General features: G+C 66.8%; 22 protein-coding genes. 13 read left to right on the top strand and 9 right to left on the bottom strand.

The annotated features are described in order from the left end of the window. The first annotated feature begins 22 nt into the window (after positions 1-22). From DSD19_RS03460 to DSD19_RS03445, 4 genes are all read left to right on the top strand, one after another. On the top strand, positions 23-529 hold the full coding sequence (locus DSD19_RS03460; RefSeq protein ID WP_113668533.1) for a GNAT family N-acetyltransferase: 507 nt from the start codon (positions 23-25) through the stop codon (positions 527-529). Positions 530-593: 64 nt separating this feature from the next. Next, the gene (locus DSD19_RS03455) at positions 594-836 is read left to right on the top strand and encodes a BolA/IbaG family iron-sulfur metabolism protein (RefSeq protein ID WP_113668532.1); all 243 of its coding nucleotides are present in this window, start codon (positions 594-596) and stop codon (positions 834-836) included. Positions 837-943: 107 nt separating this feature from the next. Next, the gene (gene grxD, locus DSD19_RS03450) at positions 944-1306 is read left to right on the top strand and encodes a Grx4 family monothiol glutaredoxin (RefSeq protein WP_075785677.1); all 363 of its coding nucleotides are present in this window, start codon (positions 944-946) and stop codon (positions 1304-1306) included. A gap of 10 nt (positions 1307-1316) precedes the next feature. Continuing rightward, positions 1317-1832, top strand: a complete 516-nt coding sequence (locus DSD19_RS03445; protein ID WP_075785676.1) for a hypothetical protein — start codon at positions 1317-1319, stop codon at positions 1830-1832. A 60-nt stretch (positions 1833-1892) separates the two neighbouring features. Here DSD19_RS03445 and DSD19_RS03440 read toward each other — a convergent pair whose 3' ends face one another. The 5 genes from DSD19_RS03440 to DSD19_RS03420 form a co-directional block, all read right to left on the bottom strand. Beyond that, a complete protein-coding gene (locus DSD19_RS03440; protein ID WP_075785675.1) occupies positions 1893-2291 on the bottom strand; it encodes a cell division protein ZapA in 399 nt (132 codons plus the stop codon). Further along, positions 2284-2775, bottom strand: coding sequence for a hypothetical protein (locus tag DSD19_RS03435; protein WP_113668531.1), 492 nt, complete (start codon positions 2773-2775; stop codon positions 2284-2286). The genes DSD19_RS03440 and DSD19_RS03435 overlap by 8 nt, the downstream gene beginning before the upstream one ends. Before the next feature lie 311 nt (positions 2776-3086). After that, on the bottom strand, positions 3087-3578 hold the full coding sequence (gene coaD / locus DSD19_RS03430) for a pantetheine-phosphate adenylyltransferase (protein ID WP_075785673.1): 492 nt from the start codon (positions 3576-3578) through the stop codon (positions 3087-3089). Positions 3579-3678: 100 nt separating this feature from the next. Beyond that, positions 3679-4113, bottom strand: coding sequence for a CBS domain-containing protein (locus DSD19_RS03425; RefSeq protein WP_075785672.1), 435 nt, complete (start codon positions 4111-4113; stop codon positions 3679-3681). Between the two features lie 61 nt (positions 4114-4174). Continuing rightward, entirely contained in the window at positions 4175-5065 is an 891-nt protein-coding gene (locus tag DSD19_RS03420; RefSeq protein ID WP_113668530.1) for a LysR family transcriptional regulator, read from the bottom strand. 104 nt (positions 5066-5169) lie between these two features. Between DSD19_RS03420 and DSD19_RS03415 the strand changes: the two genes are divergently transcribed. The 3 genes from DSD19_RS03415 to DSD19_RS03405 all read left to right on the top strand — a co-directional run bounded on the left by DSD19_RS03415 (position 5170) and on the right by DSD19_RS03405 (position 8113). After that, a complete protein-coding gene (locus DSD19_RS03415) occupies positions 5170-6669 on the top strand; it encodes a CoA-acylating methylmalonate-semialdehyde dehydrogenase (protein ID WP_113668529.1) in 1500 nt (499 codons plus the stop codon). A 68-nt stretch (positions 6670-6737) separates the two neighbouring features. Continuing rightward, a complete protein-coding gene (locus DSD19_RS03410; RefSeq protein ID WP_075787557.1) occupies positions 6738-7208 on the top strand; it encodes an RDD family protein in 471 nt (156 codons plus the stop codon). Between the two features lie 68 nt (positions 7209-7276). Beyond that, a complete protein-coding gene (locus DSD19_RS03405; RefSeq protein ID WP_075785669.1) occupies positions 7277-8113 on the top strand; it encodes an arginyltransferase in 837 nt (278 codons plus the stop codon). A gap of 100 nt (positions 8114-8213) precedes the next feature. Here the strand turns inward: DSD19_RS03405 and DSD19_RS03400 are convergent, their stop codons facing one another. From DSD19_RS03400 to DSD19_RS03385, 4 genes are all read right to left on the bottom strand, one after another. Beyond that, complete coding sequence (locus DSD19_RS03400; protein WP_113668528.1) at positions 8214-10565, bottom strand: TRAP transporter large permease subunit; 2352 nt, start codon at positions 10563-10565, stop codon at positions 8214-8216. 17 nt (positions 10566-10582) lie between these two features. Further along, a complete protein-coding gene (locus tag DSD19_RS03395) occupies positions 10583-11476 on the bottom strand; it encodes a TRAP transporter small permease subunit (protein ID WP_113668527.1) in 894 nt (297 codons plus the stop codon). Positions 11477-11581: 105 nt separating this feature from the next. Next, positions 11582-12664 carry a TRAP transporter substrate-binding protein gene (locus DSD19_RS03390; RefSeq protein WP_113668526.1) on the bottom strand — a complete coding sequence of 361 codons (1083 nt, stop codon included), beginning with the start codon at positions 12662-12664 and terminating at the stop codon, positions 11582-11584. Positions 12665-12912: 248 nt separating this feature from the next. Further along, on the bottom strand, positions 12913-13995 hold the full coding sequence (locus tag DSD19_RS03385; RefSeq protein ID WP_113668525.1) for a TRAP transporter substrate-binding protein: 1083 nt from the start codon (positions 13993-13995) through the stop codon (positions 12913-12915). 460 nt (positions 13996-14455) lie between these two features. Between DSD19_RS03385 and DSD19_RS03380 the strand changes: the two genes are divergently transcribed. The 6 genes from DSD19_RS03380 to DSD19_RS03355 all read left to right on the top strand — a co-directional run bounded on the left by DSD19_RS03380 (position 14456) and on the right by DSD19_RS03355 (position 24382). After that, the gene (locus DSD19_RS03380; protein ID WP_113668524.1) at positions 14456-16213 is read left to right on the top strand and encodes an acetolactate synthase 3 large subunit; all 1758 of its coding nucleotides are present in this window, start codon (positions 14456-14458) and stop codon (positions 16211-16213) included. A 181-nt stretch (positions 16214-16394) separates the two neighbouring features. Next, on the top strand, positions 16395-16826 hold the full coding sequence (locus tag DSD19_RS03375; RefSeq protein ID WP_133260347.1) for a hypothetical protein: 432 nt from the start codon (positions 16395-16397) through the stop codon (positions 16824-16826). Between the two features lie 17 nt (positions 16827-16843). Next, positions 16844-17404 (top strand): acetolactate synthase small subunit, encoded by a 561-nt coding sequence (ilvN, locus tag DSD19_RS03370; protein WP_075785661.1) that lies wholly within the window; start codon positions 16844-16846, stop codon positions 17402-17404. A 387-nt stretch (positions 17405-17791) separates the two neighbouring features. After that, on the top strand, positions 17792-19624 hold the full coding sequence (locus tag DSD19_RS03365; protein ID WP_113668522.1) for a sigma-54-dependent Fis family transcriptional regulator: 1833 nt from the start codon (positions 17792-17794) through the stop codon (positions 19622-19624). Between the two features lie 272 nt (positions 19625-19896). Next, entirely contained in the window at positions 19897-22050 is a 2154-nt protein-coding gene (locus DSD19_RS03360; RefSeq protein WP_075785659.1) for a hydantoinase/oxoprolinase family protein, read from the top strand. A gap of 22 nt (positions 22051-22072) precedes the next feature. Continuing rightward, on the top strand, positions 22073-24382 hold the full coding sequence (locus DSD19_RS03355; protein WP_113668521.1) for a hydantoinase B/oxoprolinase family protein: 2310 nt from the start codon (positions 22073-22075) through the stop codon (positions 24380-24382). Positions 24383-24407 lie beyond the last annotated feature (25 nt).

The raw sequence follows: 24407 nt of genomic DNA, 5'->3' as shown, positions 1-24407 counted from the left end.
CAGGTCCGGCTAGGCTCGGGCTGTGACGACACATGACCGCGCCTCTTCCGCCACCGCGATCCGCCCGGCTTCACCGGCGGATTTTCCGTTCCTTCACGCCGTCGCGGGCCGCCCGGACATGGCGCGCTTCGTGATCGACGAGGACGACACGGCACTGGCCGCCCATCTGGCCGATCCTGCCTGCCGACTGGTGATCTGGTCCCCCGAGGGCCGCCCGCTGGGCTTTGCGCTCTTCTGCGAGATCGGCAATCCCTCGGGCCGGGTCGAGCTGCGCCGCCTGGCACTCGCCGAGACCGGCCGCGGGCTCGGCCGCGCCTTTCTGGCCGCCCTTGTCCGCCACGCCTTCACCAAGCTCGGCGCCAGCCGGATCTGGCTCGACATGGCCTCCGACAACGACCGGGCGCACCGGGTCTATCTGGCCGCGGGCTTCAGCCATGAGGGCACGCTCCGCCGTCACTGGAGGCGTCCGGCCGGCGATGTCGCCGATCTCCTCCTCTTCGGGATGCTGCGCGACGAGTGGCGCGGCTGACCGCTTGCAGCCAGCCGTTCCCCCCTCTACATCTTGCAGGGGAGAGCAGAAAGGACGCCCGCCCATGGCGATCACGCCCGAAGAAATCGAGACCCTGATCCGCGAGAGGTTTCCCGCCGCAAAGATCACCATCACCGACCTTGCCGGGGACGGAAACCACTACGCCGCCGAGGTGATCGACGAGAGCTTTCGCGGCCTCAACCGTGTGCAGCAGCAGCGTGCCGTCTATGCGGCGCTGAAAACGCAGATGGAAGGCTCGACCGGCGCGCTCCACGCGCTGGCCCTCACAACAAAGGCCCCGGACTGACCGGACGGGCCGCCCGGCGCGCAGGGGTCATGCCGCCCCCCATCCGTGCCGGTTCGCACCAGACCCACCAGGGGCCCGACCCGGCCCCGCAGACAGGACCGCAGACCATGACCGACGCCAAGGATCGCATCCAGCAGACGATTTCCGACAATGACGTGGTGCTTTACATGAAAGGCACCAAATCCGCGCCGCAATGCGGCTTTTCCAGCCGGGTCGCGGGCGTCCTGAATTTCATGGGCGTGGACTATGCCGATGTGAACGTGCTGGCCGACGAGGACATCCGGCAGGGCATCAAGGACTTCTCGGACTGGCCGACCATCCCGCAGCTTTACGTCAAGGGCGAATTCGTCGGCGGTTGCGACATCATCACCGAAATGACCCTCTCGGGCGAACTCGACAAGCTGTTCGAGGACAAGGGCGTGGCCTATTCCAAGGACGCGGCCGACAAGATCCGCGCGGCCAACGCCTGAGGCCGCCCCGATGATCCGGGCACGTCTGTGGTACGGCCCGGCCGGCGACCACCTTCCGCCGAAGCGCATCGCGCGGTATCTGCGGGGGCCGCTGGCCTGTTCGGTCGCGCTGCGCGAACGTAATCTCGACGGCGAATGGCGGTCCGAGATCCGCCTGTCCGCGCCTGTCGGCGCCACGCTCGCGCTCGAGCGCGGGCTGGACGTCTCGGGCGAAGCGGCCGATCTGGTCAGCCGGCTGCCGGCGGATGCGCCCGCAGCGCTGGCCAGGCGGCTCGCGCGCTGCACCGCGCGGATCGAGGTATCGGACCCGTCCCCCGGCAGGCGCTTTGCCCCGGGCGCGCCAGTGGCTCGCAGCGTCCTGTTGCCGCTTGCCTTCGCGCTCGATGCCATCGTCGAGGACCTCGACAATGGCCGGGTGTCCTTCTTCCCGACGGCGGCCCGGCCCCGCGAAGCGCTGACCTCACGGATCGGCCGGATCCTGTCGGAAATCTCGGTCATCCTGAACAGGCGCAAATCCCTGATGTGATCCCCGATCGAAAAGGGCGGCCGGTCGAGAGTTCCGGGCGCCCCTGTTCGGGTCTGGCGGTCAGGACCCCGCTGCCCGATCCTCGACCTGAGCCGCCAGCGCCTCGGCCCGCGCCGCGATTTCGGCCAGGGTCTCGCCGACCGATGGCGGAATGACCGGAACCTCGACCCGCTCAGGCGCCGGGCGCGGCGCGGTTTCCATCGCCTCGATCCGGGCCGAGGCCTCGGCAAGCTTCGCCTCAAGCCCCTTCAGGCGTTCTTCAAGCCCCACCGTCTTGTCGGCCAGCATCAGCCCCGACATCAGCAAAAGCCGCGTTTCCGGCAGCCGCCCGTTCTGCGACGACAGTACCGAGGCCTCGGCATCGAGCATGCGGGCCGCAGCCGCCAGATAGGGTTCCTCGCCGGGTTGGCAGGCCACATCGAAGCTGCGTCCGCCGATCACGATCTCGATATTAGGCATGCGCCGCCCCTCCTTCGGCCACCGGCATCAGTTCGGCCAGAATGGCGTCGATCTCGGCCCGGTCGCTGGCGCGCAGCGCGGTCAGCGCCTCAAGCTCGGCCAGCATCGCCGCGTCGATGGCGCCGGGGTCGCCCAGCCCCTGGGCATTCGCCTCGCGCAGCGCCGCGCTGGTTTCGCGCAGCTTGGCATTCACAGCCCGAAGCCGGTCGACATCGGTCTCCGCCGCCTCGGCCCGTGCGGCCAGATCGGCCACCCGCTGCTCGAGCCGTGCAACCTGCGTCTCCTGCCGGTCATGAAGCGCCTTGACCCGCTCGTTCAATTGCGCATTCGCACCGCGCTCGGTCTCCAGCGCCTCGCGCAGCGCCTCCAGTTCCGATGGGTCGGGCCGGTCGGGGTCGTCGCCCCGCCCCATCCCGTCGAGCCCGCGCCCGATGCGGTCCAGCGCCGCGACGATCCGGCGCTCCAGTTCCACGATATCGCTCATCCGCCTGCTCTCCGGCCAGTCTTTTTGGGGCCCCGTCGCAGCCGCGTTCCGAATCGCGATGGCGGGCCATTGCGTAAAGTGTAGCTTAACGCAGGACGGAATGCGCCCCCCAGCGGCGACGGTCGAGCCCGCCCGGTTCCGTCGAACGCGCGGTCCCTCCGCTCCCCGTCCGTTTTCTTCTTGGCGAAAATACCCATCTGCGGCCCGGTCAGGGCCGCCAGGGAAACATCTGCGGCCCCGTCAGGGCCGCCTGGGAAAACCGACATGCCGAAGGCATTCCTCAGGGATACCGGCGGCCCCAAGACGGGGAGTCAGACGAACTTCGCCACCAGCCGGTCACGCACCCCGGGCGTCACGAAGCTCGACACGTCGCCGCCCAGCCGGGCGATCTCCTTGACCAGCTTCGAGGCAATCGCCTGGCGCCGCGCATCGGCCATCAGGAACACCGTCTCGACGCTGGCATCGAGCGCGCGGTTCATGCCGACCATCTGGAACTCGTACTCGAAATCAGCGACCGCCCGCAGCCCGCGCAGGATCATCGAGGCGCCGACATCGCGGGCACAGTCGATCAGCAGGTTCTCGAAGGGATGGACGACGATCTCGGTTCCGAACCGCTCGCCCAGCGCCGCGCATTCGCTTTCGATCATCTCGACACGCTCTTCCAGCGGGAAGAGCGGACCCTTGTCGCGGTTGATCGCGACCCCGATCACCAGCCGGTCCACCAGCGCGCAGGCCCGGGTGATGATGTCGATATGGCCAAGCGTCACCGGGTCGAACGTCCCCGGATATAGACCGATGCGCATCGGGAAATCTCCTGCAGCCTTCCCGGCGCACGCAACAATATTGACGCCCATTTTGCAAGCACACCATGGGCTTGGCGACCGATTTCCGAACGTCGCGGGCCTAGTGGCCCATGATCATCCCTTCCAGCGCGGCCTTCTCCATCGCCAGTTCCGACATCCGCGCCTTGACCACGTCGCCGATCGAGATGATCGCTACCATCCGCCCGTCTTCCAGGACCGGCATGTGCCGGAACCGGCCCTCGGTCATGCGCGCCAGCACGGTATCGGCGCTGTCTTCCAGTGCGCAGAACTGGATGCGGCGGGTCATGATCGCGGCCACCGGGTCCTTGAGGCATTTCGGGCCGCGCCGCCCCAACTCGCGCACGATGTCGCGTTCCGAGACGATGCCCTCGACGCGCTCGCCGCTGCCGCTGACCACGAGCGACCCGATGCGCCGGGCCGACAGCTCGGCCGCGGCGTCGGCCACCGAGGTTTCGGGCGGGATCGTCGCCACCCCCGGCACCAGTTTCTCGCGCAGGATCTGATGAACTTGCATTGTCTCCTCCCCAGGATGACGGTGTCGATTGACCAAGCGTCACCCGGACTGCGACATTCTGTCAAGTCAAGCCTTCGAGGCGCAGCAATTCCGCGCGCACCCCGTCCAGAAGCAGCCCGGCGAACCGGGTCAGCCGCGCCAGCTTGCGGTCGTCGCCATGACGGATAAGGTAAAAACTGCGCCTGAGCGCCACCTGATCCGTCAGCACCCGGACCAGCCCCGGCGCGGCCGGGATCGCGAAATCGTGGACGATGCCCAGCCCCGCCCCGGCCCGCAGCCAGTTCAGCTGCACCGAGACCGAATTCGAGGCCAGCGCCACCCGCTCGGCGCCGGTGGCCGACAGGTAGTCGAGCTCGCTGTCGAAGATCATGTCGGGGATGTAGCCGACGATCCGGTGCCCGGCGAGATCGGCCAGATCGCGGATCGGCGGATGCGCCGCCAGATAGTCGCGATGGGCGGCCAGATGCAGCTGATAATCGGCGATCCGCTGCACCGTCAGCCGCCCGGTCTTGGGCGGGCTGACGGCGATCGCCATGTCGGCCTCGCGGCGGCTGAGATTGAACACCCGCGCCAGCGCCACGATCTGCACCTCGAGCCCCGGATGCCGGTCGCAGATCGCCGCCGCCACCTGCGGCAGCAGATAGTTCGCGACCCCGTCCGGCGCCCCGATCCTGACCGCGCCGGTCAGCTGGCCCTCCTGCCCGCGCACCTCCTCGACGCCCTCGGTCAGCGCCTGTTCGGCCTGGACCGCGCGCGCCATCAGCCGTTCGCCCGCCTCGGTCAGCCCGTAGCCCCGGGGCGAGCGGGCGAAGAGCGCACTGCCCAGCGCCTCTTCCAGCCGCGCGATGCGGCGGCCCAGCGTCGCGGGATCAAGCCGCAAGACCTTGCCCGCCCCGGTCAGGCTTTCGGCCCGCGCCACCGCCAGAAAAAGCCGCATGTCATCCCAGTTCATCCGCCCATCCTTGCATTTCTGCAAAATGCTTTTGGCAATCTGCGGCTTTTCGGCACAAATTTGCAAGACTAAGCTCGCGCCCGAGAAAACCCAGGGAGAACGCCATGAAGGATCTCACCCATTTCGTGAACGGCCAGCACACCGCCGGGACCTCGGGCCGGTTTGCCGATGTCTACAACCCCGCGCTTGGCGAGGTTCAGGCGCGCGTGCCGCTGGCCTCGAAGGCCGAGGTCGATGCCGCCATCGCCGCCGCCGCCGAAGCCCAGCCGGGCTGGGCCGCCACCAACCCGCAGCGCCGCGCCCGGGTGCTGATGGAGTTCGTCCGCCTGCTGAACCGCGACATGGACAAGCTTGCCGAGGCGCTTTCGTCCGAGCATGGCAAGACCCTGCCCGATGCCAAGGGCGACGTGCAGCGCGGGCTTGAGGTCATCGAATTCTGCATCGGCGCGCCGCATCTTCTGAAGGGCGAGTTCACCGACAGCGCCGGTCCCGGCATCGACATGTATTCGATGCGCCAGCCGCTGGGCGTGGTTGCGGGCATCACGCCCTTCAACTTCCCCGCCATGATCCCGATGTGGAAGATGGGCCCGGCGCTGGCCTGCGGCAACGCCTTCATCCTCAAGCCCTCGGAACGCGACCCCTCGGTGCCGGTGATGCTGGCAGAGCTGCTGCAGGAGGCGGGCCTGCCCGACGGCGTGCTGCAGGTCGTGAACGGCGACAAGGAGGCGGTCGACGCGATCCTCGACAACCCGGCGATCCAGGCCATCGGCTTCGTCGGCTCGACCCCGATTGCCGAATACATCTACGGGCGCGGCTGTTCGAACGGCAAGCGCGTGCAATGCTTCGGCGGCGCCAAGAACCACATGATCGTCATGCCCGACGCCGACATGGACCAGGCGGCCGACGCGCTGGTGGGCGCGGGCTATGGCGCGGCGGGCGAACGCTGCATGGCGATCTCGGTCGCGGTCCCGGTGGGCGAGGAAACCGCCGACCGCCTGATCGAGAAGCTGGTGCCGCGGATCGAAAAGCTGAAGGTCGGCCCCTATACCGCCGGCAATGACGTCGATTACGGCCCGGTCGTCACCGCCGAGGCCAAGGCCCGGGTGCTGGGGCTGATCGACAAGGGCGTGGCAGAGGGCGCCGAGCTGGTGCTCGACGGCCGCAACTTCTCGCTTCAGGGCTACGAGAAGGGCTTTTTCGTCGGCCCGACGCTGTTCGACCGGGTCACCACCGACATGGAGATCTACCGGACCGAAATCTTCGGCCCCGTGCTCTCGACCGTCCGGGCGAAAACCTATGAAGAGGCGCTGGGCCATGCCATGGACCACGAATACGGCAACGGCACCGCGATCTTCACCCGCGACGGCGACACCGCGCGCGACTTTGCCAGCCGGATCAATATCGGGATGGTGGGCATCAACGTCCCGATCCCGGTGCCGCTGGCCTATCACACCTTCGGCGGCTGGAAGAAATCGGGTTTTGGCGATCTGAACCAGCACGGGCCCGACGCCTTCCGCTTCTACACCCGGACGAAGACCGTGACCGCGCGCTGGCCCTCCGGCCTGAAGGAAGGCGGCGAGTTCCACTTCAAGCAGATGGACTGAGACACAATCAGGAGGCGGCCTGCGGGCCGCCTCTTCCCGGCGCCCCTCCGGCTTCCTACATGTCAGCGATGACAGACCGCACCGAACCCTCCGCCGACCGCCTCTGGGGCCTGCCCGACCCGGTGCTCCAGCCCGAATTCTATGCCGACGTGCCCTCCAAGCGGCTGGCCGCCTGGGTCATCGACGTGGTCCTGATCCTGATCCTGTCGCTGCTGGCGCTGCCCTTCACCGCCTTCACCGCGATCTTCTTCCTGCCGCTCTTCTTCACCCTTGTGGGCTTTGGCTACCGTACCGTCACGCTGGCCCGCGGCTCGGCCACCTGGGGGATGCGGATCATGGCGATAGAGATTCGCAATGCCCGTGGCGAGAAACTCGATCTTACGACGGCTGCCCTGCATACTTTGGCCTATTCGGCCTGTATCACCTTTTTGTTGCCGCAATTGGCTTCGGTGATCCTGATGCTGACCGGCGCCCGTGCCCAGGGATTGCCTGATTTCCTCCTTGGAACCGCCGCCATTAACCGACCTGCAAATCCGTAGCAACAATCCCTTGGCGCCTCGGGGGACGAGTGTTAGCGTATTCGTAACCAGGATATGACTGCCCGACGATGCGCCACACCCTTCCGCTTGCGCCACAGTTCTATGTGACGGCGCCCCAGCCCTGCCCCTATCTGCCCCGGCGGATGGAACGGAAACTGTTCACCGCGCTGCAGGGCGACACCGCCGAGACGCTGAACGACTCATTGTCGAAACAGGGCTTCCGGCGCTCGCAGAACGTGCTGTACCGCCCGGCCTGCGCCGATTGCACGGCCTGCCTCTCGGCCCGGATCCGGGTGGCCGACTTTCAGCCGACCCGCAGCCAGCGCAAGGCCCAGAACCGCAATGCCGATCTCAAGCGGCAGGCCAGTTCGCCCTGGGCCACCGAAGAGCAGTACACGCTTTTCCGCCGCTATCTCGACAGCCGCCATGCCGATGGCGGGATGGCCGACATGGACATCTTCGAATTCGCCGCGATGATCGAGGAAACCCCGGTCCGCTCGCGCGTGGTCGAATATACCGCCGATCCATCCGATGGCGGGCGCCACCGGCCGCTGGTCGCGGTCTGCCTGACCGACATCCTCGATGACGGGCTGTCGATGGTCTATTCCTTCTACGAGCCCGAGCGGACCAAACGCTCGGTCGGGACCCATGTGATCCTCGACCATATCGAGATCGCGCGCGAGGCCGGGCTGCCTTACGTCTATCTCGGCTATTGGGTGCCGGGCAGCCCGAAGATGGGCTACAAGGCGAATTTCTCGGCGCTCGAGATCTACAAGAACGACCGCTGGCAGGATATCGGCACGCCCGAGGACCATCACGCCGAAACCCACCCGCTTTCGGTCGCGCCCATTGCCGAACAGGTCGCCCGGATCCACCTGCCCGACAGCCGCCCCACCCGCGATTGATCGCGCCCGGGACCGGAGCAGGGCCGCCCGCGGCCCGGCGACAGAAAAGAACAAGCCCGCGCCAGTGGCGCGGGCTGTCCTTTGGAATGGCCTCGCAGGGTCAGCCGTTCGGCAGGAGGTTCGGCACGATGGTCACGATCCCGGGCAGGAACCACAGGATCGCCAGCCCGATCACCTGGATGACCACGAAAGGCGCGACGCCCCGATAGATATGCCAGGTCGTGACCTCCTTCGGCGCCACCCCCCGCAGATAGAACAGCGCGAAACCGAAAGGCGGGGTCAGGAACGAGGTCTGCAGGTTCACCGCGATCATGATCGTCACCCATTTCGGGTCGAAAGTGCCGCCATAGATAACCGGCCCGACAATCGGGATCACGATGTAGATGATCTCGAGGAAATCCAGCACGAAGCCCAGGACGAACAGAACCAGCATCACCAGCAGGAACACCGTGAACTCGTTGTCGAAGCTGCGCAGGAACTGCTGGATGTAATGCTCGCCCCCGAACGAGATCACGACAAGGTTCAGAAGCTGGGACCCGATCAGGATGGTGAAGACCATCGAGGTCACCTTGGCCGTCTCGCGCACCACCGGCCCCAGCACACCCGAGCGCAGCAGCACCCAGCAGGCGTAGAGGATGCCGAACATCGCGAAGTGATATGTGCCCTGCGCCACGAAGAAGGCGATCCAGTCCTCGACCGGCACGCTCTCGCGCCCCAGCCTCAGATCGAAATTGGTGCCGACCAGCAGCATGATGACGATGGCATACGAGGCCCAGAGGATCAGCTTGCCGGTCCGGTGCTCTTCCTGCAGCTTGCGATAGGCCGCCAGCATCAAGGCCCCGCCCGCGCCCAGCGCCGCCGCGGGCGTCGGGTTGGTGATACCGCCAAGGATCGAGCCCAGCACCGCCACGATCAGCACCAGCGGCGGGAACACCACCCGCAGAAGGTCCGACCGCGAGAGGCAGGCCACCGCATAGCGGCAGCCGTAAAGCACCATCAGGACGGGCAGTGCCAGCATCAGCAGCACCGTGCCGGGCGAGGCCAGCGGCCCGATGAAAAGCGCATCGACCAGAAGACCCAGAACGATCCCCGCCCCGCCGATCAGCAGCGGCGCAGGCCGGGCTGTCGGCACCACGCCCCGCGCCGTGACCAGCGCCAGCGCGAGGAAGGTGAAGGCCAGCAGCACCCCGCCCGAGACCGGCGGCGTCGCCGCAATCCTGGCGGCGCGCGCGGCGGCGAGTTCGTCATCGGTCAGCTGATGCATCTCGACCCGGCCGCTGCCTGCGTCGATCTCTTCTTGCTGGGCAACGGCGCGATCCCATTTCGACTGGCCGTGCAGCGCGATCATCGAGGCCTTGCACTGATCGGGCACGTTGGTCCGCAGGCTTGCGGATTCGGCCGTGTTGGAATAGCGCGAAACGCTGACGTCCTGGCTGCCGGCGATGCCGGTCGCCTCCATCAGCAACGCCAGCCCGATCACCCCGGCGGGGGCGGCCAGAAACCAGGTCAGCGCCGAGCCCTTGCGGCCGCGCCGCGCCCCGGCCTCGATCACCGGCGGCGCCTTGTCGGGGTTCAGAAGCGCATAGCCGAAGGCATAGGCCGCATAAAGCAGCGCCAGCAGCACCCCCGGCAGGATCGCGGCCTGGAACAGCGTGCCGACCGAGACCACCGCCGCCTGCCCCAGATAGGTCAGCGCATCGGGACAGCCCGCAAGCTGGGCCCGGGTTTCCTGCGCGGTGGCATAGATATCGCCCGCCAGCGTGCCCAGAAGCACGATGATGATCGAGGGCGGGATGATCTGCCCCAGCGTGCCGCTGGCCGCGATGACGCCGGTCGCCAGCTCGGGCGAATACTTGTTGCGCAGCATGGTCGGCAGCGACAACAGGCCCATCGTCACCACGGTCGCGCCGACAATGCCGGTCGAGGCAGCGAGGAAGGCGCCGACCACCACCACAGAGACCGCCAGCCCGCCCGGCATCGGCCCGAACACCCGCGCCATGGTGGTCAGCAGGTCGTTGGCGATCTTCGAGCGTTCCAGCGTGATCCCCATCAGCACGAACATCAGAACCGCCAGCAGCGTCTCGATCGACTGCCCGGCAAAGACCCGTTCGTTCATCCGGTTGACGATGAAGCTGATATTGCGGTCCATCGCCGTCTCCCAGCCCTGCGGGAACAGCGCCGTGGTGACGGTGGGCAGGTCGGGATAGCGGAAATGCGAAATCGCGTCGGGGTGGATGCCCTGGGCCAGCAGCGCGTCATAGGCCGCGCTGCCGGTATCGATGGCCTGCGCCACCAGAATGCCCGCGCTGTCCAGCGCCGCGATGATCCCGAAGGAGATGACCGCCGCGCCGCCGATGGCGAAGGCCACCGGAAAGCCCGACAGGATGCCCCCGAAGAGGCAGAGAATGACGATGATCAGGCCGATCTCGACGCCATCAAGTCCGAATAGCATATGCCTGCCCTGCCCCTTTAATGCGTGCCTTCATAGGCTTCTTCGCCGGCGCCAAGGCTGTCCCGGTCGAGATATTTTCCGGCGCTCTCCTCGCCTTCCACGAATTCGAGGAAGGACCGGTAGAAGAACGCGATGGCCTGCAGGAACACGAGGCCGGTAAAGGCCACCAGAAGCACCTTGAACAGGAAGTACCCGTTGAAACCGTTGGGCGAGAACCCGATGGTCTCGACATTCCAGCGCACCGCGCGGGCCTTCATCAGAAGCCGCTCGATCGTGTCCGAGGCCGAGGGCTTGGGCGTGATCAGATGCCGCCACATGAAGAACCAGGAATACATCCAGACCAGCACCGCGACCGGCATCATGAACAGAAGCGAGCCCGCCATGTCGATCGCCCGCTTGGCGCGGAAGCCCACCGCCGAATAGACCAGATCGACCCGCACATGGCCCGACTGGACGAAGGTGTAGGTCGCGCAGAGCGCCACGATGGCTGCGTTGTAGAGCTTGAGCTCTTCCGACCACCACGAGAGGTCCTTGGTGAAGGTGTAGCCGAACGGCCCGACACCGATTTCCGAAACCCGGAAGATCCGCTGCAGGAACACGATCATGATCTGCTGCAGCACCATCAAGAGCCCGAACCAGGCGACGGCGCGGCCGATGCCGTTGGCCAGCCCCTCCAGCAGCCGGACCGCGCCCCACATGACCTGCCGCCGCCAGATCCCGACGGCGGTCAGCACCAGGAAGGCGGTGAAGACCACGAAGAAGAACTCGACCGAGCCGCCGTAATAGACGACCCGCATGATCGCCTGCTTGTCGGACCAGTCGAGCCAGAGCCCCGGATGGGACACGGCATAGCCGAAATTGTAGAAGGCCAGCAGGATGTTCTTGCAGACCCACAGAATGCCGTCGAGCATCCGGTTCTCCCGTTTGCCCCGCCTGTCGCGGCGGGATCGGTGAAGCATGGACGCCCCGGCCCTTAGTCCGGGCCGGGGCGCCAGATGGTACGGGCGCGGCCGGGCTCAGCCCAGAACGCGGTTCCGCTGGCGGGTGAAGACCCCCTCCGATATCTCGATCCAGGCAGCGGAATCGCGCATCGAGGCGACGTAGCTGTCGTAGATCTTCTTGTAGAGTTCGTCGCCCATGTACTGGGCAAAGACCTCTTGCGCGGCAGCGCCGAAGGCGTCCCACACATCGTCGCTGAACTCGCGCACCTGCACGCCGCCCGCCTGCAGCCGCCGAAGCGCCGAGGCGTTGTTCTTCATGAACAGCGACAGCGCCCACTGGTTGGCCGAGGCAGTCACCTGCTGCACCGCCGCCTGCTGCGACGGCGTCAGGCTGTCGAAGACCTCGAGGTTCATGGCCAGCGACAGGCCCGGACCGGGTTCATGGAAGCCCGCGGTGTAGTAGATCTTGGTGATCTCCTGGAAGCCCGCCTTCTCGTCGGCCCAGGGACCGATCCATTCGGTGCCGTCGATGGCCCCCGAAGACAGTGCCTGATAGACCTCGGACCCGGGCAGGTTCTGCACCGAGGCCCCGAGCTTGCCGAGGATCTCGCCGCCCTGCCCCGGCATCCGGAACTTCAGGCCCTTGAAGTCCTCGGGGCTCTTGATTTCCCTGCGGAACCAGCCGCCCGATTGCGGCCCGGTATTGCCCGCAAGGAAGCTTTTCAGCCCGAAGATCTGACCCAGCTCGTTGTGCAGCTCGTGCCCGCCCGAGTGATAGTACCAGTTGTGCAGTTCCTGTGCGGTCATGCCGAAGGGCAGCGAGGCGAAGAACTGATAGCCCGGATGCTGGCCGACGAAATAATAGTCGACCCCGTGATACATGTCGGCCTGACCCGAGGTGACCGCGTCGAACACCTCGAAGGCGCCGACAAGCTCGCCTGCGGCCTTCAGATCGACGGTCAGCTGGCCGTCGGTGACGGCGGTGATCTGGTCGGCGCAATACTGCGCGGCGTCATGCACGCCCGCGAGCCCCCGCCCCCAGGTGGTGACCAGCGTCAGCGTGCGCTTGCCCTGGGCATAGGCGGGCGCGGCCAGCGCTGTGGCCGCCGCGGCCGAGCCTCCCAGCGCGGACCTGCGCAGAAATGAACGTCGATCCATGGTCTCTCTCCTCCCGGTTTCATGCCCGCCTCCTCGACGGGCGGATCGTTTTAGTGCGGGCAATCTAGCGGGAGGGTCAGGTCAGATAAATAGCAAGAAAGGACGAGGCCCGAACTTTCCTTGCAGAAACGCCAGCCAATCCGCCCGAAAGTTGTGCAAAGGCACCAGGCGGCTGGCCGGCCCCCGTCCGGCGCCTGTCTCGATTCGGCGCCCCCGGCCCGAAGGGACCGGAGGCCGCCCTGGCCGGGTCAGCCGATCACGCGGTCGCGTTGGGCCCGATAGGTGCCCTCGGAAGCCTGCAGCCAGCTCGACGAGGTCCGCATCGAGGCCATGTAGCTGTCCAGCATCCGGTCGTAGATGTCGCCATCGCGGTTCTCTTCCAGCGCCTCCTGCGCGGCCCTGCCGAAGGCATCCCAGACCGGATCGGGGAAGGACATGATCCGCACCCCTTCCGAGGCCAGCCGCGACAGCGCCGCACTGTTCTGCGACAGGAACATCGCCAGCGTCCACTGGTTGCACTCGGCCGCGGCACTTTCCATGACCTGCTGCTGGAACGGCGTCAGGCTGTCGAAGAGATCGCGGTTCAGCGCCAGGCTGAGCCCCGCGCCCGGTTCGTGGAAGCCGGCGGTGTAGTAGATCTTGGTGATCTCGTAGAAGCCCGCCTTCTCGTCGGCCCAGGGACCGACCCATTCGGTGCCGTCGAGCGCGCCGGTCGAGAGCGCCTGATAGACCTCGCCGCCGGGGATGTTCTGGACCGAGACACCCAGCTTGCCCATGGCGACGCCACCCAGGCCCGGCATCCGGAACTTGAGCCCCTGGAAGTCCTCGGGCGTGTTGATCTCCTTGCGGAACCATCCGCCCGACTGGGCGCCGGTATTGCCGACGAGGAACATCTTCAGCCCGAAGATCTCGCCCAGCTCGTCATGGAACGCCGCGCCCTCGCCGTGATAATACCAGTTGATCTGTTCCTGCGCGGTCATCCCGAAGGGCACGGTCGAGAAGAAGGCGAAGGCCGGGTGCTGATTGACGAAGTAATAGTCCGACGAATGGTACATGTCGGCCTGCCCCGAGCTGACCGCGTCGAACACCTCGAACGCGCCCACCAGTTCGCCCGCGGCCTTGATCTCGACCTTGATCTGCCCGTCGCTCAGCGCCTCGATCCGGTTCTTGCAGAAGGTTGCGGAATCGTGAACCCCGGCCATGCCGTTCGGCCAGGAGGTGACCATGGTCAGCGTCCGAACCCCCTGGGCCAGGGCGGGGGCGGCCAGCGTCGTGGCCGCGGCGGCCGAGCCGCCAAGGGCGGAGGTCTTCAGGAAAGAGCGGCGATCCATGGGCAGATGTCCTTTTCTTGGGTCGGCTGCCCCGGGGCGGTCCCTGCTTGGACCGGCCGGAGCCTGCGTGCTGCGCAAAACGGGCGCGACCCTAGCCGCCCCGCGCGGCCCCGGCCAGCCGCCCTGCCTTGCTTATTCCGCATGCCGGACCTGCGCCCAGAACAACCCGCATTTCGCACTTGTTCGCAGGACCCCCGCTGACACGCAACAAACGCAAAGGATTCATTGCCGCAGGGAACTATTCTTCACGATTTTTGCGGTTGACCCCTTCCGGGCAGGCTCCTAATGTCCCGCGCACGCAACGCCAAAGGAGTCCCGCGGCAATGACCCTCGTACTCGTAATTGCGGAAGACAGGCGCATGGGCCGGTAACGGCGGACCCAGGGTCCTTCCCATGCGCCCCCGCTTCACGGGGGCTTTTTTATGCGCAAAAGCTGGCGGACAGCACGGAGAACGAAAAGATGACACAGCCCATGACCGGCGCGAAGATGGTGGTTCAGGCGCTCAAGGACCAGGGGGTCGATGTAATCTTCGGCTACCCGGGCGGGGCCGTGCTTCCGATCTATGACGAACTCTACCAGCAGGCCGACATCCAGCACATTCTGGTGCGCCACGAACAGGGCGCGGTCCATGCGGCCGAGGGCTATGCGCGGTCGACCGGCAAGCCGGGCGTCGTTCTCGTCACCTCGGGCCCCGGCGCGACCAATGCGGTCACCGGGATCACCGACGCGCTGATGGACTCGATCCCGCTGGTCGTTTTGTCGGGCCAGGTCCCGACCTTCCTGATCGGCAACGATGCCTTCCAGGAGGCCGATACCGTCGGCATCACCCGCCCCTGCACCAAGCATAACTGGCTGGTGAAGGACCCCGACAAGCTGGCCGAAACGATCCATCAGGGCTTTCACGTCGCGACCTCGGGCCGCCCCGGTCCGGTGCTGATCGATATCCCCAAGGACGTCCAGTTCGCCGAAGGCACCTATGTCGGCCCGGTCAAGGCGGGGCATGGCCATTATCACCCCAAGGTCAAGGGCGACCGCGAGACGATCACCCGCCTCGTCGAGGCGATGGAAACCGCCGAGCGGCCGATCTTCTATACCGGCGGCGGGGTCATCAATTCGGGCGATGCCGCGACCCAGTTGCTGCGCGAGCTGGTCGAGGCCACGGGCTTTCCGATCACCTCGACCCTGATGGGTCTGGGCGCCTATCCGGCGAGCGGCAAGAACTGGCTGGGCATGCTGGGCATGCACGGGCTTTACGAGGCCAACCTCGCGATGCACGATTGCGACCTGATGATCTGCGTCGGCGCGCGTTTCGACGACCGGATCACCGGGCGGGTGGCCGATTTCAGCCCGAACTCGATCAAGGCCCATATCGACATCGACGCGTCCTCGATCAACAAGACGATCCATGTCGACCTGCCGATCATCGGCGATGTCGCCCATGTGCTGGAGGATCTGCTGCGGATCTGGAAGTCGCGCGGGCGCAAGGTCAACAAGGAGGCGCTGAAGCCCTGGTGGGCGCAGATCGACGAATGGAAGAAAGTCGACTGCCTGCGCTACACCCCGTCCGCGCAGACCATCAAGCCGCAATACGCCCTGCAACGGCTCGAGGCGCTGACGCGGCACCGCAAGGACCGCTTCATCTGCACCGAGGTCGGCCAGCACCAGATGTGGGCGGCGCAATTCCTCGGCTTCGAGGCGCCGAACCACTGGATGACCTCGGGCGGGCTTGGCACCATGGGCTACGGCATGCCGGCCTCGGTGGGCGTGCAGGTCGCCCATCCGGAGGCGCTGGTCATCAACGTCGCGGGTGAAGGGTCGTGGCTGATGAACATGCAGGAGATGGGCACCGCGGTTCAGTACCGCCTGCCGGTCAAGCAGTTCATCCTCAACAACGAACGCCTCGGCATGGTCCGGCAGTGGCAGTCGCTTCTGCATGGCGGGCGCTATTCGCACAGCTGGTCCGAGGCGCTGCCCGATTTCGTCAAGCTCGCCGAGGCCTTCGGCGCCAAGGGCATCCAGTGTTCGGACCCGGCCGATCTGGACGACGCCATTGCCGAGATGCTGGCCTATGACGGGCCGGTGATCTTCGATTGCCTGGTCGAAAAGCACGAGAACTGCTTCCCGATGATCCCGTCGGGGCGCGCCCATAACGACATGCTGCTGGGCGACGCCGACACCGAAGGGGCGATCGGGACCAAGGGCGCGGTCCTCGTCTGAGCCATGGCGGCGGCGCTTTCCTCACCGCGGCATGGCCCGCACGGGCCGCCAGTCGGCGGCCCGTGGCGGCCACCGCTGGCCATCGCCGCCGCCGCCGCCCTGCCCTCGGCGATCCTTGCCGCCCGGATCGCGGCGCGGCCAGATCACGTCCTGACCGCCGGTTGCGCTGGCTGCGGCCAAGGTGCCCGTCCCGGCCGCGCCGGCCGCCCAGAGCGGGTTGAGCGCGGCTCTGGCGCTGGCGGTTTTCGCGGTCTGGCGGGCGCCGGGCTGGCCCTTCGACCGCAAGGCCGCACTGCTGGTCGCGGCGGCACCTCTGGCGACGCCCTGTCTGTGGCATTACGATGCCGCCCCGACCGGCCTGGCCGCGCTGTTTCTGCTGCGGGCGGGCACCCTGCCCGTCTCGGACGGTCTGCGCGGCCTGCTCTGGCTGCCTGCCTGGATCGGGCCCGGCCTGCTGATCTGGACCGTGGCGCTGATGCCCGGCCCGCAACCGCCCGCTGCGTGGCTTTTGCTGCCGGGCATGGCGCTGACCCTGGCGATCGCGCTTTGGCCCCGTGCGGCCTGCCCGCATCCCCCAGACTTCGCCCGGCCCTCGGCCGGGTGCCAACGATAACGCCGAGAGGACATGACATGGCCCCGTTGAACATCCAGCAAGGCACCTCCAGACATTCCGCCTATGACCTGCGCGACCCCAATGCCGAGGCCAGCGAACGTCACACCCTGGCGGTGACCGTCGACAACGAGGCGGGCGTGCTGGCCCGCGTCATCGGCCTCTTTTCGGGGCGCGGCTACAACATAGACAGCCTGACCGTGGCCGAGGTCGACCATGCCGGCCACAAGAGCCGGATCACCATCGTCACCACCGGCACCCCTGCGGTGATCGAGCAGATCAAGGCCCAGCTCGGCCGGATCGTTCCCGTGTACGAGGTCCACGACCTGACCGTCGAGGGACCGTCGGTCGAACGGGAGCTGGCGCTTTTCAAGGTCACGGGAACCGGCGAGAAGCGGGTCGAGGCGCTGCGGCTTGCCGACATCTTCCGCGCCAATGTGGTCGACTCGACGCTGGAGAGCTTCGTCTTCGAGATCACCGGCACGCCCCAGAAGATCGATGCCTTCGGCGAACTGATGCGCCCGCTCGGTCTTTGCGAAATGGCGCGCACCGGCGTCGCGGCCCTGGCGCGCGGCAACTGAGGTCTCGACGTCTTGACCCTGAAAGGATGAAGGCCTCCGGCGGGGTTGGAACCGGAGGCCTTCGGAGCCGGGGGAAATCCGGCAAATGGACCTGTCTCGGACACCCCTTCGGGGAGGTCCTGGGCACAGATCCGCCCCGATTCGCGCTATGCGCAACGCGAACCGCTAAACAAGGTTAACACCGGACATCCGGTTGTGGGAACAATCCGCTTGCCGCAAGCGGCAAGCTGCCGGTTCCGACGCTGCGTCGCCCATCTCCCCCTGTACGCCCGACCCCGCCGCCAGCCGCTCCGGGCCGCAATCTTTCCAGATCTCCCCGCGCCCGGTAGAATGACGCACCACACGTGACGACGTATTCGGGGCCGGGCACGGTCCCTGGGAGGAGATATGGTCGCGCGCGAACGCTTCGTCAGGAAAGCGGACTGGGTCCGCTTCCTGGAAACCGGTTTGTTGCCGGACGATCTCGACCCGGATCTGGCGGCCTCCTGGCTGCGCTCGCGCGACTCGGGCGTTCTGCCCGACCGGATGACGGCGCCGCAGGTCACCGACGAGGTGCTGCTTCGCAAGCGCACGGAAACCGCCGAATTGCGGCGGCTGGCCCGGGCTGCGCTGCTGCGGGCGCGGGCGATGCTGAAGGATACCGGGTCGATGATGATCCTCGCCTCGCCCGACTGCATCATCACCGAGACCGAAGGCGATCCCGGCGTCATTGATACCGGCCGCGAGAACCGGCTGCAGATCGGCGGCAACTGGCAGGAAACCAGCATCGGCACCAACGGCATCGGCACCGCTGCAGCCTCGGGGCGCCCGGCGCTGGTCCATGGCATCCAGCATTTCTGCGAAGAGATCCAGCGCTGGAGCTGCGCCGCCGTGCCGGTGCTGGACCCGGTCGACCGGTCGCTGCGCGGCATCGTCGACATCTCGGGACCGACCGATGTGTTCCTGCCGCAAAGCATGGCGCTGGCGATGGCCGTCGGCGACGAGATCACCCAGGCGCTGGCACGTATGATCGGCGAAGAGCGCGAGGTGCTGTACCAGCAATTCATGGGCCGCCGCGCGCGCTGGCAGAACACCCACATGATCCTGATCGACCGGCGCGGCGCGGTGCTGCACGACACCCGCGCGGTCTGGTCGAACCAGGCGATCCAGGGCGGCGCCATCGGCGACCGACGCGAAGACGAGTGGGCAGGCGAGATGTCGGACCGGTTCTCGGGCATGGATGGCGAGATCCTGCGCCGCGATGGCCTGCCCATCGGGTTGGTGCTGACCGCCTATCGCGGGCGGCGGACGCCCGTCGAAACCCCCAGCGGCGATCCGTTCGACGCTTTTCTGGGCACGGCACCTGCGATTGTCCGGTTGCTTGAGCATGCGCGCTGCGTGGCCGGCTCGGCCGTGCCGGTGCTGATCAGCGGCGAGACCGGCACTGGCAAGGAGCTGCTGGCCCGCGCGATCCACGACGCCTCGGCCCAGCGGCACGGGCGCTATGTGCCGGTGAATTGCGGCGCGCTGCGCGCCGACAGTGCCGCGGGCGTGCTGTTCGAAACCGACGGCCCCGGCAGCGGCGCGGTGGCCGCGGCGCATGGCGGCACGCTTTGCCTGGACGAGATCGGCGAGATGCCCGCAGACGTGCAACCCTTCCTGCTGCGGGTTCTCGAAGACGGGCTGACCCGGGCGCGTAGCCCCGATGCGCCGGAACGCTCGGACTTCCGGGTGATCGCCCTGACACATCGCGACCTGCCCCGGGACGTGGCCGAAGACCGGTTCCGGCGCGATCTCTTCCACCGCATCTCGACGATCCAGTTCCGGCTGCCGCCGCTGCGCGACCGGGCCGAAGACATTCCGCTGCTGGCCCAGCATTTCCTGGCCCAGGCGGCGGCGGAGGCCGGGCGGCAGGCGCCCGCGTTGACGCGCGCGGCGCGCGAGACGCTGATGGCCTATCCCTGGCCCGGCAACGCACGCGAGCTGAGAAACGACATGCAGGCGCTGGTGCTGTTCTGCGGTCGCGGCGTGATCGACGCCGAGGACCTGCCCGAAAAGATCCGGACCCCGGCCGCCCCCCTGCCCCGGCCCGAGCCCGACGAACGCGCCCGCATCCTGAAGGCGATGGCGGCAAGCGGCGGCAACATGTCGGCCACCGCCCGGCGGCTCGGGATCGCGCGCTCGACGCTTTATACCAAGCTCGCGGCCTACGGGCTGACCCGGCCCGACGACCGGACCTGACCGGCCGGGCCCCGGAACCGGCGCGAATCGCACCGCTCCCATCCCCCCAAAGAACCGTCCGGGCCCTGTCCGGCACCTGTCCGGACAGCCGGACACTTCCTGTCCGGCGCCCTCTGCCGCTGCCCCAGGACGCCCGCCCCTGAAAGCCCTGTCTTGATGCCCGATACTGTCCGGCGCCCGCGCCCGTGCCGGACAGGGCCGGTGCCACCGCCCGCCCGCATAGTCTGACCGGACGGCGCCCCGAGACGGCGCTGAAACGGGAGGAAACACGCATGACACAGACCGCACGGAACGCGCGGTCGGTTCAGGTGCTGGGCATCGACGCCGGCGGCACCATGACCGACACGTTCTTCGTCGATGCAGATGGCGACTTCGTCGTCGGCAAGGCCCAGACCACGCCCGCGAACGAGGCTCAGGGCCTTCTGGAATCCAGCCGCGAGGGGCTCGAACACTGGGGCCTGACGCTGGAAGACGCGCTGCGCAACATCCAGACCGGGGTCTATTCCGGCACCGCGATGCTGAACCGGGTGGTGCAGCGCAAGGGGCTTCGGGTCGGGCTGATCGTCAATGCCGGGATGGAGGATTTCCACCGCATGGGCCGCGCGATCCAGGCCTATCTGGGCTTCGCCTACGAGGACCGCATCCACATCAACACCCATTACTACGACGATCCGCTGGTGCCGCGCGACCTGACCCGGGGCGTGGCCGAGCGGATCGACATGATGGGCACCGTGGTGATCCCGCTGAACGAGGACACGGCCCGGACCGCCGCGCGCGAGCTGATCGCCGAGGATGTCGAGGGGATCGTGATCTCGCTTCTGCATTCCTACAAGAACCCGACCCATGAACGCCGGGTGCGCGACATCGTCGAGGACGAGGTCAAGGCCAGCGGCAAGCCGATCCCGGTCTTTGCCTCGACCGACTACTACCCGGTGCGCAAGGAAACCCACCGTACCAATACCACCGTGCTCGAGGCCTATGCCGCAGAGCCCTCGCGCCAGACGCTGCATGGCATCTCGGGCGCCTTCAAGGATCACGGGTCCAAATTCGACTTTCGGGTGATGGCGACCCATGGCGGCACCATCTCCTGGAAGGCCAAGGAACTGGCGCGCACCATCGTGTCGGGCCCGATCGGCGGCGTGATCGGCGCCAAGTATCTGGGCGAGAAGCTGGGCTACAAGAACATCGCCTGTTCCGACATCGGCGGAACCTCGTTTGACGTGGCGCTGATCACGCAAGGCGAGCTGACCATCCGCAACGACCCCGACATGGCACGGCTGGTGCTGTCGCTGCCGCTGGTGGCGATGGACTCGGTCGGCGCGGGCGCGGGCAGCTTCGTGCGGCTCGACCCTTATACCAAGGCGATCAAGCTGGGTCCGGACAGCGCAGGCTACCGCGTCGGTGTCTGCTGGGCCGAAAGCGGCATCGACACGGTCTCGATCTCGGATTGCCATGTCGTGCTGGGCTACCTGAACCCCGACAACTTCCTCGGCGGGCAGGTCAAGCTGGACCGTCAGCGCGCCTGGGACGCGATCAAGGTGCAGGTCGCCGACCCGCTGGGGATGTCGGTCGAGGATGCCGCCGCCGGGGTGATCGAGCTGCTCGATGCGGAACTGCGCGACTACATGCGCTCGATGATCTCGGGCAAGGGCTACAGCCCGGGCAGCTTCACCTGCTTCAGCTATGGCGGCGCAGGGCCGGTCCATACCTATGGCTATACCGAGGGGCTGGGCTTCGAGGACGTGATCGTGCCGGCCTGGGCCGCGGGCTTTTCGGCCTTCGGCTGCGCGGCGGCGGATTTCGAATACCGCTATGACAAGTCGCTCGACATCAATATCGACACCGATGCCCACGAGGCCGACAAGGCGTCCCAGGCCGAAGTGCTGCAGGCCGCCTGGGACGAGTTGACCGAGCGCGTTCTGGAAGAGTTCGAGCGGAACGGCTATGCTGCCGACAAGGTCGAGCTGCAGCCCGGTTTCCGGATGCAGTATCGCGGCCAGCTCAACGACCTGGAAATCGAAAGCCCGATCGCCTCGGCCGGCGGCGCCGACGACTGGGACCGGCTGGTTTCGGCCTTCAACGACACCTATGGCCGGGTTTACGCCGCCTCGGCCCGCTCTCCCGAACTGGGCTATTCGGTGACCGGCGCGATCATGCGCGGCACCGTGCCGATCCCGAAGCCGAAGATCCCCGAGGAACCCCTGCACGACGCCACCCCGCCCCGCGAGGCGCGCACCGGCACGCGGCAGTTCTACCGCAAGGGCCGCTGGGTGGAGGCCCAGCTTTACCGGATGGAAACGCTTCTGCCCGGCAACCAGATCGTCGGCCCCGCGATCATCGAATCCGACGCCACGACCTTCGTCGTGCCGGACGGGTTCGAAACCTGGCTCGACGAACACCGCCTGTTCCACCTCAAGGAACTGTGACGCGCGAAAGGGAGGACATCACATGAACATCCAGACAGATATCAAGGGCATCGTCCGCGGCGGCGAGACCCTCAAGCAACACCGCGACAAGATCATGGAGGCCACCAAACGCAGCGGCCATTACGCCGGGCTGCGGCACATGGAGCTGCGGGACGAACACCCGATCAAGTACAACAAGCTGTTCTCGCGGCTTCGGGCCGGTGTCGTCGATGCCCGCGAGACCGCCAAGAAGATCGCGGCCTCGCCCATCGTCGAGCAGGAAGGCGAGCTGTGCTTCACCCTCTATAACGCGGCGGGCGACAGCATCCTGACCTCGACCGGCATCATCATCCATGTCGGGACCATGGGCGCCGCGATCAAATACATGATCGAGAACGGATGGGAGACAAATCCCGGCGTCAAGGACCGGGACATCTTCTGCAACAATGACAGCTTGATCGGCAACGTCCACCCCTGCGACATCCACACCATCGTGCCGATCTTCCACGAGGGCGAACTGATCGGCTGGGTCGGCGGCGTGACCCATGTGATCGACACCGGCGCCGTCGGTCCGGGCTCGATGACCACGGGTCAGGTCCAGCGCTTTGGCGACGGTTATTCGGTGACCTGCCGCAAGATCGGCGAGAACGACACGCTGTTCCGCGACTGGCTGCATGAAAGCCAGCGCGCGGTGCGCACCACGCGCTACTGGATGCTCGACGAACGCACCCGGGTCGCGGGCTGTCACATGATCCGCAAGCTGGTCGAGGAGGTGATCGCCGACGAGGGGATCGAATCCTACTGGCAATTCGCCTACGAGGCGGTCGAACATGGCCGGCTGGGGCTGCAGAACCGGATCAAGGCGATGACCATTCCGGGCACCTATCGCCAGGTGGGCTTCGTCGACGTGCCCTATTCCCACGACGATGTACGCGTGCCCTCGGACTTCGCCAAGGTCGACACGATCATGCACACGCCGTCCGAGATGACGATCCGCAAGGACGGGACCTGGCGGCTCGATTTCGAGGGCTCGTCCCGCTGGGGCTGGCATACCTACAACGCCCATTCGGTCAGCTTCACCTCCGGTATCTGGGTGATGATGACCCAGACCCTGATCCCGAGCGAGATGATCAACGACGGCGCCGCCTACGGCACCGAATTCCGCCTGCCCAAGGGCACCTGGATGAACCCCGACGACCGGCGCGTGGCCTTCGCCTATAGCTGGCACTTCCTGGTGTCCTCCTGGACGGCGCTCTGGCGGGGGCTGTCGCGCAGCTATTTCGGGCGCGGCTATCTCGAAGAGGTCAATGCGGGCAACGCCAATACCTCGAACTGGCTGCAAGGCGGCGGCTTCAACCAGTATGACGAGATCCATGCCGTGAACTCGTTCGAATGTGCGGCCAACGGGGTCGGTGCCACGGCGGTGCGCGATGGCATCAGCCACGCGGCGGCGATCTGGAACCCCGAAGGCGACATGGGCGACATGGAGATCTGGGAACTGGCCGAGCCGCTGGTCTATCTCGGCCGCCAGATCAAGGCCTCGTCGGGCGGCGCGGGCAAGTATCGCGGCGGCTGCGGCTTCGAGAGCCTGCGCATGGTCTGGAACGCCAAGGACTGGACCATGTTCTTCATGGGCAACGGCCATATCAGCTCTGACTGGGGGCTGATGGGCGGCTATCCGGCGGCCTCGGGCTACCGCTTCGCCGCGCATGATACCGGGCTGAAGGAGAAGATCGCCAGGGGCGAGCCGATCCCATGGGGCGGCGATACCGACCCCGAAAACCCGGTCTGGGACGGGATGCTGGAGGGCGCCCGGATCAAGCGCGACAAGCAGGCCATCACCACCGAGGAAATGTTCGCCGATTACGATCTCTACCTCAACTACATGCGCGGCGGCCCGGGCTTCGGCGACCCGCTCGACCGCAAGCCCGAAGCGGTGGCGGCCGATGTGAATGGCGGCTACCTGCTCGCGCGCTTTGCCGACAGCGTCTATGGCGTCGTGCTGGCCGAGGGCGAGCGCGGCCGGGTGGTGGCCGATCTGGCCGCGACCGAGGCGCGCCGCGCCGAGATCCGGCAGGAACGGCTGGCCCAGTCGGTGCCGACCCGCGACTGGATGGCGGGCGAACGCGACAAGATCCTCGCCAAGGAGGCGGGCACCCATGTCCAGCAGATGTATGCCGCTTCGTTCAAGCTCGGCCCGAAATTCGAACGCGATTTCCGGGCGTTCTGGGACCTGCCGGACAGCTGGCAACTGAAGGAGGCCGACCTGCCGATCCCGTCCTACGGCAAGGACTATTCGATGGACCTGTCGGAACTGCCCGATGTGACCATCGTCAAGCTGGTCGAGGAATGACCCAACCGGGGCGTCGGCCGACCCC

The organism is Rhodovulum sp. BSW8 (genome assembly GCF_003314725.1).
Classification (GTDB): domain Bacteria; phylum Pseudomonadota; class Alphaproteobacteria; order Rhodobacterales; family Rhodobacteraceae; genus Rhodovulum; species Rhodovulum visakhapatnamense.
This window is presented reverse-complemented; position numbering and strand designations above follow the sequence as displayed.